The organism is Arthrobacter sp. UNC362MFTsu5.1 (assembly GCF_000685965.1).
GTDB lineage: Bacteria > Actinomycetota > Actinomycetes > Actinomycetales > Micrococcaceae > Arthrobacter.
In genome coordinates this window covers 132,920-146,378 of sequence record NZ_JMLE01000005.1, presented here as the reverse complement: position 1 = coordinate 146,378, position 13,459 = coordinate 132,920, and the positions used below count along the sequence as shown (strand labels likewise).

Below are 13,459 nucleotides of genomic sequence, written 5' to 3'. Positions count from 1 at the left end.
GGCACCAATCCGTTTCGTACGGATAGTCCAGCAACGGAGCGGACAACTATCGCTCTCAACCGGAAGGATAGTTGTGCCCGCTCTGCCCGCGCCCGCATCCCTTGCTGCGCCGCCAGCCCCGAACCGTCCTGCACCCAGGCGCGACATCCAGGGCCTCCGGACAGTGGCCGTGGGGCTGGTGATTATCTACCACATCTGGCCGGCGGTGCTGCCCGGCGGTTTCGTCGGCGTGGACGTATTCTTCGTCATCTCGGGTTTCCTCATTGTGGGATCGCTCGTGCGCGAAATCGAAGCGACCGGACGAATCGCACTCCGGTCTTTCTACGCCAAACGGATCAGGCGGCTGCTCCCTGCAGCCAGCCTGGTCCTGGTGGCAACGCTGGCGGCCATGGTGCTGCTGCTCCCGCAGAGCCGCTGGCAGTCAATTTCCTTTGACGTGATCATGGCCGCCCTCCAGGTGCAGAACTGGAACCAGGCCTTCGGTTCCGGCAGCTACGAAGGAGCCACGGCCCTCGTCTCTCCGGTCCAGCACTACTGGTCGCTGGCCGTGGAGGAGCAGTTCTACGTAATCATCCCGCTCTGCCTGATCGCCGCGGCCGCGTGGGCAACAAGGACCGGGATGGCCAAGAAGTCGCTGTGCCTTTACCTGCTGGTTGCACTGTCCGCGGCGTCGTTCCTCCACAGCGCCTTCTTCTCGGTCTCCGACCACGACGTCGCCTATTTCGCCACCACTACCCGTATGTGGGAACTTGGGCTGGGCGGGATCCTGGCGCTGGTTCTTCCGCGGTTCCAGCTTGGGGAGCGGTTACGAATGCTCCTCGGATGGGCCGGACTACTGGGCGTTACGTGGTGCGCCTTCACGTTCTCCACGTCCATGGCCTTCCCGGGTTACGTCGCACTGCTACCCGTTGCGGCCACCGTTTTCGTTCTGGCCGCAGGCACGACGGCGGCGGGCAACCACTCTGCAGCGGCCGCCTCGGTAGTGAAGCCGGGTAACGGCCGGTTCAGCGCGTCCTCGCTGCTCTCAACCGGTCCGGCGAAGTTCCTCGGGGACATCTCTTATTCCCTTTACCTGTGGCACTGGCCCGTGGTTGTACTGTATGTGTTCTTCCTGGGGAGGGCACCGGGGCTCCTGCATGGCTCCGCAATGGCCGCCATCAGTCTGGTGGCGGCGGTGGCGTCCTACTACCTTGTCGAGCAGAAGTTCCGCCACGATGGCGGGCACGGTGGCGTGGAGGTCCCCGTCCGAGGGTCGAGGCACAGGGGCCATCGCAAGGCCTTTGTCATGGCAGCCGGGCTGGTTGCAGCTACCACGCTGACCGCACTCGCTCCCTGGGGAATCGTTGAGGCGAAATCTCAGCAGCTGGACGGGGCCCTTAACTTGCGTCAGTATCCGGGAGCAATGGCGCTCGATGGTGACCGGCCGGCGGCGGTGCCTTCAGGACTGGCGGTGCGGCCCGATCCGGCCGTGGCGATGAAGGATGTTCCCGTGACAGGCGGCAACGAATGCGGAGCGTTCGACCCGGCGAAAATGGGCGAGGAGAAGTGCCGCTACGGGAGTGCCGACGCCGGGAAGACCATGATCGTCGTTGGTGACTCGCACGCAGCGCAACTGGTGGATCCGTTGCTGCTGGTGGGGGAGCAGTCCGGCTGGAACGTCCACGCGATGGTCCGGAACGGCTGCCCGTTCACCCTGGCCCCGCCGGAATCCGCAGACACGGTCTTCCACAACTGCTCCAACCAGAACCGGGAGACGCTGGGCCGGATCCTGCGCCTGAAACCTGACCTGGTAGTGGTCTCGGGCATGACGCCCGCAGGCTACGAACGGGCCCTTCAGTGGGGGTGGAAGGACCCGGAGGCCCTGGTCTCGGGCTATGCGGGCCTGCTGAAGCCGCTTCGGGACGCCGGAATCAGGGTCTCGGTCGTAATGGATATTCCGTATCCCGAGTTCGCCGCACCGGACTGCGTGCAGGCGAACGGCAGCGGCTCGGACGCCTGCGTCATCCAGCAGCCCGTCGGGGACCGCCCGGTCGATCCCTTGCCTGCGGCTGCCGCGAGGGTTCCCGGTGTGGACGTAGTCGACCTGTACCCGTACTTTTGCACCGACGGCCGCTGCCCGTCCGTCATCGGCAACGTGATGGTCTATCGGGACAACCACATGACCAACAGCTATGCCAGGACGCTCGCATCGCCGCTGGCGAGGATGCTCCGGCTCTAAAACGTCAGTAGCAGGCGGTCACTTCAAACAGCTTGGCGTCACCGTGGCGGGCCAGCAGTTCAAACCCGGGCGTTGCGTCGGGTATCTGCAGGCCTACGAAACCATGGTTTCCGCCGTGGACTTCCCGCGTTCCAAAATCGAGGACATAGCGGACGTTGTCCGCGCGGGCGGCGTCGCAAACGGCAGGATCGGTGCCAGCCTCCCGCAACTTGTCGTTCAGCAGTTCGGTGGCCTTCGTGTACGTGGTGAGCGTGTGCTTGGACGTGGTGTTGCGGTCGGCGATCGCAAAGGCCATTGCGCCTCCGGTCCAAGGGTTGACGGCGATGGTTGCATCGGCGGGGACGATGTCGTCCAGCTCGTCGATCAGGGCCATCTCGTCTGAACTGACCAGGGCGGAGTCCGGGGTTGTTGAGTAATTGACCTTGGCCGACTGGATGGAAGCACCCAGCGGCACTGTCTGGGCGGCCAGGATCAGGCCAAGGAGTGCCAGCGGCACCACAGCGGACACCATGAGGCGGGATTTCCGGATTCCGGCAGGGACGGCCTTCAGCGAGTCACGGTGCGTCACCCAGATGTGCTGAAGCTTTCCGACAAGCCAGCCCGCTCCGGCGGCTGCCAGCGGGACGGCGGCAACGGGCAGGAGGGCCGCAAGGCGGTAACTGTCGTTGTACCAGACGCCGGTCAGCGTATTGCGCAGCCACCCGGTGGGCCCGGCGGAGACAACGATGAACAGGGCGGCTATGACAGCGAACGAGCCAAGGAGCCAGATGCGCTTGTGACGGCGGCACAGGACCACAACGCCGGTGATCAGCAGGATGCTGACAGCCCATGCTGGCGGACGCTGCATTGCGGAGTTGGTGAGGATCTCACCCACGGCTTGGCCGGGTGTCTGGAAAGGAAGCCAGGTTGCCGCCGCCGCGGGCGGACGAATGTACTTCCACATGACGGCGATGACGCCGAGAATTCCAAGCAGTCCGGCCCCCATGAGAAGGGTTCCCCTGTGGCCATGACCGTTCCTGTACCTTGCCAGCGAGAACGCGACGAAGGACACCAGAAGGATGGGGATCGACAAGGCCAGCAGGGACATGAACCCGTTTGGATGCGCCAGGGCGACGCCGATTGCGGCCACGGGGGCCAGGACGAACCGTGCCATCCCCATGGGGCCCGGAGCATCGCTGACGCCAAAGAATATGCTGACGCTTGCCAGCGCGGCCGGAATCAAGCTGACGGACAGGAAGTTCGGGTAGAGCACCCCGAAGTCCAGCAACAGCAACGGGAATGATCCAAACCCGGCGGCCAGCACTCCGGCGGAGGCAACGGCGTAGGCGTTGGGTCCGATGACTGTCCGCGCCAGGAACATGCAGCCTGCGGTCCAGACGGCCGCGGCAACGCACAGGTTGACGATGTTGACGGCGACGCTGATCTGGGCGCCGGTCATTTGGACCAGGAGGGATGCCAGCCCGTGCCACGCGGCAGGGTAGAAATAGGGCGGGCTGTCGCCGCTGGTCATGCCGGAAAGGGTCAGGGACGAAGCGTTGCCCGAATCCAGGATGTATCGGATCGCATTGAGGTGAAAGACATTGTCGAACGTCTGGGAGATGTTTTCCGGCCTGCCGAAAGCCCGGTGGAGTTGCAGCGCGATGGCACTCGAGCCTGCGAGGAAGCCCACGGCAGCTACGATGTCCGCTTTGGCCGGCTTACGCAGTGCCCGACGTGCGCGGAGCGACGCGCCGGGCCCGGCGCTATGACTACGGATCTTGCGGACTCCGAAGAGCACGCCGGAGACCAGAACAGTGGTGACGGCAACTGGAAGGGGGGACCAGCCGATTCCCAGATATGGTGCCGCTATGGCAGTGACCGCTGCGAGGCTGACGGTCAGAACGGGCGCGAGGGCCAGGTAGGACCAGCGCTGCAGCCCGAGTCCGGCGAGCACCAGCGTGCCCGGCGCAAACAGCAAAAGCAGGCACGCCAGAACGACGGGCACGGTAGCAAACCAACTCATTGAGACTCCACTCGAAAATACGACGGCGGTAGTCCCGCCAGCTGGCCGGAGATGCCCTAGTTCTCCAAGAGGCCCAGAAGGTAGCTTCCGTAGCCGCTCTTGACCAGCGGTTCAGCACGTTCGCGAAGTTCGTCGTCGGTCAGGAAACCCTGGCGCCAGGCGATTTCTTCGGGGGCGCCGATTTTGAGTCCCTGGCGGTTTTCAACCGTACGGATGAAGTTCGAGGCGTCACTGAGGTCGTTGAATGTTCCGGTGTCCAGCCACGCTGTACCGCGGGGGAGGATCTCCACCTGAAGATCACCGCGCTCCAGGTAGGCACGGTTCACGTCGGTGATCTCGAGCTCGCCGCGAGGGGAGGGCTTGAGGTTCCGGGCAATGTCGATGACGTCGTTGTCATAGAAGTAGAGGCCGGGAACGGCGTAGTGGCTGCGCGGCTTTGCCGGTTTCTCCTCCAGGGAGAGTGCTTTGCCGTCGTCGTCGAACTCAACGACACCGTACGCTTTCGGATCATTGACCCAGTAGCCGAACACCGCACCGCCCTTGATGTCAGCGTGGCGCCGGAGCTGGGTGCCCATGCCCTGGCCATAGAAGATGTTGTCACCAAGCACCAGGGCGACCGTCTCGTCGCCGATGTGGTCTGCTCCAAGGATGAACGCCTGTGCCAGGCCGTCCGGAGAGGGCTGCTGCACGTAAGTTAGGTTGATACCGAACTGCGAACCGTCTCCGAGCAGCCGCTTGAACTGATCTGCATCGTGGGGAGTGGTGATGATGAGAATGTCGCGAATGCCGGCAAGAATGAGCGTGGACAGCGGATAGTAGATCATCGGCTTGTCGTAAACAGGGACAAGCTGCTTGCTGATGCCAAGAGTAATCGGGTGCAGCCGGGACCCAGTTCCGCCGGCCAGAATAATTCCACGCATGGTCCCCATCCTCCCGTACCGAAGGCCGAGACGCCAAACGCTGTAGAATGGACCGTCTGCCGACACCCAAAGGAAGCAAAGGTTTGAGCACTCTCACTCTGAAACCCAAGGCCGTTCCGGCGCCCCAACTGGGGCGGGCACTCGACCCCAGGGGAAACAGCCTCAACCTTATCCGGCTGGTTCTTGCACTGGCGGTGCTGTTCGCGCACAGCTGGCACATCGTTGGTGCGGGGAATGGGCCGACCTTCCAAGGGGAGAATCTGGGCGGGTGGGCCGTCGCCGGGTTCTTTGGCATCAGCGGCTATCTGATCACGGCAAGCAGGTTCAGCAACCGGATCGGCCCGTACCTGGTGCACCGTGTGGCCAGGATCTTCCCGGCGTTCATCGTGTGCCTTGTCATGATGGCTTTTGTCTTTGCACCGGTTGCCTACCTGGTGCAGCGCGGGAACCTGCTGGGGTTCATGTCCACGCCCACCACGCCGCTGAACTCGATATTCGCAAACCTCTCGCTCCGCATTGTCAGCTACGACATCGCGGGCACACCTGCAGCGGTTCCCTACCCGGGAGCTTGGAACGGGTCGCTCTGGACGCTGTATTTCGAGTTCATGTGCTACCTGCTCGTGGCCTTCCTCGGGTTCCTGCCGATCGTCAAGAAGACCCCGTGGCCCGTCATTGCCGCGTTTGGACTCAGCGTTGTGCTGTGGGCAAATATCGGCATGCTCAAGCCCTACATGCAGTCCAACCTGGACTTTGAACTGGCGGCCCGGCTGATCCCGTACTTCCTCGGCGGTGCCGTAGTCCAGGTGCTGAGTTCACGTCTTGGCATCCACCGGGTGGCAGGTCCCGTGGCTGTCGCGATAGCTGCTGCATTGATTCTGTGGGTTCCGGGGTTCGGCGGGCAGCTCGCGGCGCCGTTTATTGCGTACGGACTCCTGTGGATATCCACCTGGTTGCCGCAGCCTGCGATGGTCGCAAAGAATGACATCTCCTACGGGGCGTATATCTACGCGTTTCCCGTTCAGCAGTTGCTCGCGGTTTTCGGCGCGTATCACTGGGGAGTCTGGTGGTTCACCATCGCCGCGACCCTGTGCACTATTCCGCTGGCAGCCGCCAGCTGGCTGTTCATTGAACGCCCGGTAATGCGCCGGGCGAAGAAAAGCGTCTAGAGGCCTGTCGCCTGTGACGGGCTAAAAGCCGGCAAGGCGTATCAGCCGCCCTTCGAGGCCTTTCAGGATCAGGTGCTGGCGGACGGGTTCGTAGAGCTCCGGGTCAACGATCACCGAGACAGCCGGATCGTCCGCAAGGAGCTGCGCAATGATTTCGGGTGCGTGGCTGTAGTCCTTGTAGATGGCACCGATCGCCGGGCTCAATGCCGTCGTCTTTGACGTGGAGTTTCCACGCAGGGTCCAATGCCACCGGGCCGCAAGCACCCTGTCCATCGTGCCCTGCGCCACGATGTAGATGGTTTCGTCCGGTTGCGGCTGGCGTGCACTGGCCAGGAGCCGGGCAACGTAGTCCGGCGTTGCCTCCAGCCGTGCCGCCTGCTTTTCCATTTGGGATATGGCCCGCGCTGTCGGCGGGAGCCCTGCGTCGTCCAGACCTGTCACCGAGAAACCGAAGAACTGGGTTGCCGCCAGGGCCAGGACGCATAAGGCTGCCGTCAAACGCTTGTCGTTTCCAGGGGCGAACCCGGACGACGGCGGAGGCAGGATGGATGCCACTGCGGCCACGGCCACCGGCCATGCAAACAGCAGTACGGCAATCAAGTACTTGTAGAAGTAGTAGGAAACAGCGCCGCCGTCCGCGCTTTGCGAGACGGCGAGCCAGAGACAGAGCCCGATGGGAACAAAGAGCCCGAACGATGCCAATGCCGATCCTCGCCGTTCGGCTTCAAGCGATGGGCTGGCCACGGCAACCGCGATGTTGGCGAATCCGAGGGCCACCGCGAACGTGATGACTGCGAGGGCTATCCCAAAGTCGGGAAGTTCGATTCCCCCGGTAAGGCCGAGTATCTGCTGGCTCTGTCGCACCAGCGGGGATAGCTGGATTACCGGCAGCAGCACCCCTGCGATAGTGAACGCTGCCACGACGCCGGCCGGCCACCACCATGACCGTGGATAGGTCCCTGGCCGCCGAAGGACATGCCAGAGCCGGCCCATGCAAGCGACCGCAACGAGGCTGACCAGCAAAACCCAGTTGTTGGCGACACCGACCAGGCCGGCGCCAACGGCAGCCAGCCCCCAAAGCGGAATCCTGCGGGGGAAATTCAGCAGAGCCAGCACCGTTGCGGTCGCCAGGCCGCATGCGAGGTAGAAGTTGGCGAAGCCGTCGTAGACGGGAAGCGAACCTGGACCGAAGATCCAGGCGCTTGCAGCCACGGCGGTGACCGGCGCCATCGCGGCGGGACGCCGCCGGATCGCGGGCAGGGCACAGAGCCCGGCCATGACCAGCACAACCGTCACCACGCAGACGGCGGCCTGGAGGTTAACAAAGGAAATCAACTCGGCGTCGAGGGAGCCGCTATCGGGCCGGATGAGGTCAGCGAAGGTTGCCAGCAGGGCATGAAATCCCTGGGGATACTCCGCGAAGCCCCATGTGCCCCCGGAGGAAGGACCGGGGATAGTCGGAATGACGCCGCCATGGCTGCGGATCATGAAGTAAATGTTGAAGTGCGACTGGTAGTCCCACTTGTCGGTCATGAGCGACAAAGCATCCTGGGCCGACCTGACCGCCAGCATGGTGCCGAGCGAACTTGCGGCGAGCCCTCCGGCCAGGAAGGGAACAGCGTCGATCCATTTCACCCCCGGCATCAGGCGCCGGAGTCTCGGCCGGGATGGCTTCGTCGAAAGAATCCACCATGAAATCGTCCCGGCTGTCAGGGCCATCAGCAGTGTGCCGTGGTCGATTCCGAGGACGCGTTCCGGCACCCACCAGGTGAGAGGCGCGAATCCCATGGCCAGGAGGCCGTTGAGGAGCAGCCGGAGGGATAATCGCTTCGCCGTCGGAAGGAGTACAACAAGTGCGGCTGCGAAAAACAGGCCCAGGATTCCGTCCAGCAGGCCGTTCAGGCGGAGAACGACGATCACAAATGCAGCCGCGACAAACGCGGCTGGTCCGCGGAGGGACCGAAACTTCGGTCCCCGCCCTTGAGCGCTTGCCTCGAACTTCCGGGCAGCCCGGCGCGGACGCCGCGACTCCTGCTGCAACGCTGACCTCACGGACCTGCCCCCAATCGTAATTACCCGGCGTGCCGTGCCCCTGAATCTAGCTGACGCGTCGTTTTCCGGCCCGACCTGCGATGCCGTCGGCAATCCCCGCCATGGCGGAGGACAACCGTTCCCACCTGTTCGGGGCGAGCAGCGTCACGATCGCCAGGTGCCGGTAGTCTGCCAGGAAACCCTTGATCGCCCACCAAAGGTGTTGGCGTCCGTATTTCCTCGCGAGCAGGATACGGTTCCTGAACAGGTAGTAATAGCGCCACGATGCTGCGGTCCGCACCCTGACGGGGCGGCCCCGCAGGGCAAGGTCCGTACCGAACAGGCGGGCCTGCGTCATGGTTCCCAGGGAGTGGCCAAGGGCTGCTTTCGGAGCAATCACGGTCTTGAAACCGGCTGACTGGGTCCGCAGGAAATATTCGGTGTCCACGCCGTCGATAAACAGGTCGCTTTGCAGGGGCCCGAGTTCCTCAATGACTGAAACCGGCAGCAGCAGACCCGACTGGATCGGCTCGCCCCCCAGCTGCACGCCGTTCACGACGCCGGCGCGCCGGGTCGGGAGCCCCCTGATCGAGGCCGGAGCGACCATGCCGACACGGACTCCGGCCTGTTCAGCGGCCAGTGCCGACTCTTCGAGAGCGGCGACGTAGCCGCCGTCGAGCAGGCTGTCCTGATCCATGGTGAGGATGAAGGCGGGCCGTTCTGCTGACGCCAGGGCCACCGCAATCCCGGCGTTCAGCGCCGCGGCGATGCCCGAGTTTACGGCGAGCCGCTCCACGGTGCAGCCGAGATCCTGAAGCTGCCCAAGAATCTGGCCGGGGTCCCGGGAACTGCCGTCGTCAACGACCACCACACGGTTGACCTGGGCCAGTAGGGCGGAGGCGTTGGCCAGGACGTGCTCGTCGGCGTTGAACAGGCTGACAACCGCAGTGGTCGCGTTGGACGACATTCGCTCGCCGGATCAGGCAGGCTTGACGTCTGGCTGCGCGTCAATCCATGTGGCCAGCAGTTCGATTCCCTGGGCAAGGTTGTACTTCGGCGTCCAGCCCAGCACCTTTTCGGCGGCGGTGATGTCGGCCCAAGCATGCCTCACATCGCCCTGCCTGTACTGGCCGGTCACGTGCGACTCGGGAGCGTTGTAGTGCTCCGCAATCAGCTTGGCGGCGGTGCCGATGGTCTGGAACTCGCCAGATCCGATGTCCATCGGTTCGCCCTGGACGGTGGGGGAGACCGCACCGGCAACAATGGCCGACGCGACGTCGTCGATCAGGATGAAGTCACGGCGCACTTCGCCGTCCTCGTAAAGGGGGATGGACTTGCCGCCCATGGCCATCCGGCAGAACAGGCTCATGATGCCCGTGTAGGGGTTGATCAGCGACTGGCCCGGACCGTATACGTTCTGAAGGCGGAGGATCACGGTCTCCACGCCGTAGGACTTCGCCCATGCCTGCAGGACATTTTCCTGGGCGAGCTTCGTGGCACCATAGACGCTCACTGGGGCGGGGAAAGTCTCGGACGCCTTCATTGCAACAGGCGAGGCACCCGGGAAATCCCACTGTGCTTTGTCGAGGGTTTCGCTTGTCCTCTGACCCGGGTAAAAGACTCGGCCGTCGGCATCCTTCCAGGCGCCTTCGCCGTACACGGCGCGGCTGGAGGACAAGACAATCCGGCGGGGAAGCTTGCCGTGGCGGTTGAGGCCGTCCAGGAGCTGCGACGTCCCCACAACGTTGACGAGAGTGTGCCGGGTGGACTCTTCCAAGGACTGACCGGTTCCGGTTTCCGCCGCGAGGTGAATGACGACGTCGGGAGTCACGTCCTGTAGGACGGCGTCCCAGGTCTTCGCCTCCGTTACATCCGCAACGACCAGTTCGGCTGCCGGGTTCAGCTGCTCGGGACGCTCGCCCGTGGCATGGATCTGCGGGTGGAGATTGTCGACGACGACCACACGGTCGAATGCGCTGACGAGGGCATCGGAGATGGCGCAGCCGATGAACCCGGCGCCGCCGGTGACCAGGACGGTGCCGCCAGGACGGGCGGAAGTTGAAGAGGAAGTCACTTGGGACCTTTCGTAGCGAACGGTGTTACTTGCCGAAGGTGTGGCGGACCAGGGCCTTGACGGCAGAGGAGTTCTTGCTGAGCACTGCCTTGGGGAGCAGGGACGCCGCGTGCGCACGCGATGTGAACCTCAGCCGTGCTGACCGGGCGGGCCGGTTCCATCCGAGTTCCTGTGCCTGCGCGGCAGCCACGGCGAAATACTCCCGCTCGCCGGCGAACCGTGAACCGTCCACAAGCTTGGTGGATGAGGCACTGTTGGAGTGCCTGCGGTACTGGAAGCAGACGGTCGGCTCGATCAGGAGCTGGTCACCGTTGTAGATCATGTCCATGATCAGGGCGAGATCCTGGATGATGGGGAAGCCGTCCCGGAAGTCCACCTGCCGGATTTTATCCGTCCGGAAGGCCAGCGACGGCCAGTAGAGCCAGTCGCCGTGCATCAGGTTGGAGGCGATGGCCTCGCCGGAGACGAGTTGGCGTCCGCCGCCCCTGGGCTTGATGAGCTTCTGCTTGACGGTGTCCACAAGGGTGACCACCACCTGGCCCGCTTCGTCGATGACCTGCACCCCAGGCTGGATCAAGGCCGCCCCGGGGTACCGCTTGTGGGCATCGAGGATGGTGGAGACGTAATTCGGCAGCAGGACGTCGTCACAGCCGAGGATCACCAGCACCTCTTCGGTGGCCATGGCTACGCAGGTCCGGTAGTTCTCCGTGATTCCTGCGTTCTGGTCCTTACGGATGTACTTGACGCGCGGATCGGAGATTCCGGCCATGAAGTCCTTGATCTCATGGCCGGGGTAGGCGTCGTCCACGACGGTGAGGAGCCAGTCATCGCTGTCCTGGGCCAGGACACTGTTGACGGTTTCCTTCATGTAATCCGGATCGCCCCAGTAGGGAATGAAAATATCCAGTGGCATGTGTTAATCCGAACCTTTGTGTTGTGTGTCGGGCTTCGCCGCGTGGGGTCCGGCGGTATCAGGCGTTGTTGCCAGCGAGTCGGAGGGCACCTGCGAGTCGGTGCTGGCCGCAGTGCTGAGCGCTTCAACCTGGACCCGCAGTATCGCCACTTCCTCGGCCAGGGTCCGTGTCTCGTCTTCGACGACCGAGATTTCCCACGAGAGGTGGAGGCATACGCCCAGGAGCATGAGGATGCTCATGGCGAAGAGCAAGTTGGAGGGCAGCTGGACGCCGACGAACTCCGCCACGATGTTGAGCAGGCGGGGGAAAGCTGCCAGGACAAGCGTGGCGACGCCGACGATCAGCCAGAGGGCAGCGTACTTCTCCCGGAGTTTCTTCCGGCGGAGCATTTCGACAACCAGTCCGACAATAGCCAGGGCAAGCAGGAAGGCAGCAATGTTTCCCATGCTCTAGGCTCCCGATGCTTGCGGAGCAGGTACGGCCAGGTGGGACCGCTTCCGGGTCAGGGCAAACAACAGGGCGAACACCGATCTTCCGAGGTATATGGCGGCCTTGGCCGGATTATGACTGGGTTTTCCGCCCTGCCGGGCACGCATTTCCACGGGCACCTGAGTCACGGTGCACCCCGAGCGAATGGCGACCACGAGGGAGTCAATGGTGTCGCCCAGGTATTCGGCCGGATAGTGGTCAAGGTATTGGTCCACAGCGCGTACGTTGGCGGCACGGAACCCGCTGGTCACGTCGGTGAGGCGGGTCTTGGCCAGCCCGGAAATTACCTTGGCGAGCAGCTGCATGGCCCACTTCCGCGGGCCCGTGACCTTGTAGTCCCCGCGGTCCGCGAACCGGGCACCGATCGAGATGTCGGCATGGGCAAGCCCTGCGAGGACTTCGTCGATGCTCCGCGGATCGTGCTGGCCGTCGGAATCCACCTGGATCACCTGGCGGTAGCCACAGCGGCGTGCGTACTTGAAGCCTGCCCGCATAGCGCCGCCGACGCCAAGGTTGAAAGGAAGGTTGAGCACCGTAGCACCGGCCTCGGCGGCAACGGCTGCAGTGTTGTCGGTGGATCCGTCGTTGACGACAAGAACGTCGTACCGGGAGTCTGTATTCAGCACTTCCCGCACGGTATTACCGACGGCTTCCGATTCATTCCAGGCAGGCATGATGACCAGAACGCGCGGATTGGGGGTGGATTCCATGGTGTCCAAACTATATCAATTCCATGATTCGGGTCGGCGGCGGCGCCGCGGGGGAGAGCCCGAGCAGTACAGCCTAAGATGGGACGGGCCCTCCGGACGTCACCCGGCGAGCCCCGGAACTATCTTGCGCAGGCGGAAGGACCAGATTGAGAACAGATCCTACGGACGTCCCGGGCACCACCGGCAAGGGGGAAACGAGGGTAAGTGTCTGCCTCGCGAGCTACCGGGGCGGGCGCTACATCAGGGAGCAGCTCGAATCCATCCTTGCCCAGCTCGGCCCGGACGATGAGCTGGTAATCGTAGACGACGCTTCACCTGACGACACTGTCGAACACATCCGGACCTTCCACGACGGAAGGATCCGCCTCATTGAAGCGGCTGTGAACCAAGGTTACGTCCGGTCATTCGAACAGGCAGCCCTGGCATCGAAGGGACAATACATTCTGCTCGCCGACCAGGATGACGTGTGGGTGCCGGGCAGGCTTGAACTTATGCTTGGTGCGCTGCAGACATCAAGGGTGGTGGCCTCCAATTTCGACGTGCTCGGAGACGGCCCGCGTCCGAACATTCCGCGGCTCCGGGGCGGGGACAGCCGGCGCCATGCCGCAAATATCCTCGGAATCCTCGTGGGATACCGGGCTTATTACGGCTGCGGCATGGGTTTCCGGCGCGACATGCTCTCAGTGTTCACGCCCGTTCCCCGCTACGTGAACGAGTCCCACGACCTTTGGCTGGCCATCTGCGGAAACCTGGCCGGCTCCATGCGGCACTTGGACAAGTCAACGTTGCTGCGCAGGATCCACGATGACAACGCCACGCCGCGGAGCTGGCGCTCGCTGCCTGTGATCCTCCGCGCACGCATCATGCTGCTCCGTTGTATCGGGCAGGCATGGCGCCGCCTTCACCGGCCGTCCTAATGAGTCCCGTCCTGATTA

11 protein-coding genes are annotated in these 13,459 nt (G+C 63.6%); 3 read left to right on the top strand and 8 right to left on the bottom strand.

From position 1 onward, the window contains the following. Positions 1 to 73: 73 nt before the first annotated feature. On the top strand, positions 74 to 2,218 hold the full coding sequence (locus tag BS38_RS0107125; protein ID WP_028270174.1) for an acyltransferase family protein: 2,145 nt from the start codon (positions 74 to 76) through the stop codon (positions 2,216 to 2,218). Positions 2,219 to 2,222: 4 nt separating this feature from the next. Here BS38_RS0107125 and BS38_RS0107120 read toward each other — a convergent pair whose 3' ends face one another. Both BS38_RS0107120 and rfbA read right to left on the bottom strand, forming a co-directional pair. After that, positions 2,223 to 4,220 carry a DUF6541 family protein gene (locus tag BS38_RS0107120; RefSeq protein WP_028270173.1) on the bottom strand — a complete coding sequence of 666 codons (1,998 nt, stop codon included), beginning with the start codon at positions 4,218 to 4,220 and terminating at the stop codon, positions 2,223 to 2,225. Between the two features lie 56 nt (positions 4,221 to 4,276). Beyond that, positions 4,277 to 5,140, bottom strand: a complete 864-nt coding sequence (gene rfbA, locus BS38_RS0107115; RefSeq protein ID WP_028270172.1) for a glucose-1-phosphate thymidylyltransferase RfbA — start codon at positions 5,138 to 5,140, stop codon at positions 4,277 to 4,279. A gap of 83 nt (positions 5,141 to 5,223) precedes the next feature. Here rfbA and BS38_RS0107110 point away from each other — a divergent pair, with 83 nt between their 5' ends. Then, positions 5,224 to 6,306, top strand: a complete 1,083-nt coding sequence (locus BS38_RS0107110) for an acyltransferase family protein (protein ID WP_051628771.1) — start codon at positions 5,224 to 5,226, stop codon at positions 6,304 to 6,306. Positions 6,307 to 6,327: 21 nt separating this feature from the next. On the opposite strand, the gene BS38_RS0107105 is transcribed toward BS38_RS0107110, so the two are convergent. The 6 genes from BS38_RS0107105 to BS38_RS24585 form a co-directional block, all read right to left on the bottom strand. Next, positions 6,328 to 8,226, bottom strand: coding sequence for a hypothetical protein (locus BS38_RS0107105; protein WP_028270170.1), 1,899 nt, complete (start codon positions 8,224 to 8,226; stop codon positions 6,328 to 6,330). A 178-nt stretch (positions 8,227 to 8,404) separates the two neighbouring features. Then, complete coding sequence (locus BS38_RS0107100) at positions 8,405 to 9,304, bottom strand: glycosyltransferase (protein ID WP_028270169.1); 900 nt, start codon at positions 9,302 to 9,304, stop codon at positions 8,405 to 8,407. A gap of 12 nt (positions 9,305 to 9,316) precedes the next feature. Next, entirely contained in the window at positions 9,317 to 10,411 is a 1,095-nt protein-coding gene (locus BS38_RS0107095) for an NAD-dependent epimerase/dehydratase family protein (RefSeq protein ID WP_051628770.1), read from the bottom strand. Positions 10,412 to 10,436: 25 nt separating this feature from the next. Continuing rightward, on the bottom strand, positions 10,437 to 11,324 hold the full coding sequence (locus tag BS38_RS0107090; RefSeq protein WP_028270167.1) for a glycosyltransferase: 888 nt from the start codon (positions 11,322 to 11,324) through the stop codon (positions 10,437 to 10,439). A 3-nt stretch (positions 11,325 to 11,327) separates the two neighbouring features. Then, complete coding sequence (locus BS38_RS0107085; protein WP_028270166.1) at positions 11,328 to 11,771, bottom strand: DUF2304 domain-containing protein; 444 nt, start codon at positions 11,769 to 11,771, stop codon at positions 11,328 to 11,330. A 3-nt stretch (positions 11,772 to 11,774) separates the two neighbouring features. Beyond that, positions 11,775 to 12,524, bottom strand: coding sequence for a glycosyltransferase family 2 protein (locus tag BS38_RS24585; RefSeq protein WP_043437974.1), 750 nt, complete (start codon positions 12,522 to 12,524; stop codon positions 11,775 to 11,777). A gap of 146 nt (positions 12,525 to 12,670) precedes the next feature. Here BS38_RS24585 and BS38_RS0107075 point away from each other — a divergent pair, with 146 nt between their 5' ends. Continuing rightward, positions 12,671 to 13,441 (top strand): glycosyltransferase, encoded by a 771-nt coding sequence (locus BS38_RS0107075; protein WP_028270165.1) that lies wholly within the window; start codon positions 12,671 to 12,673, stop codon positions 13,439 to 13,441. Positions 13,442 to 13,459 lie beyond the last annotated feature (18 nt).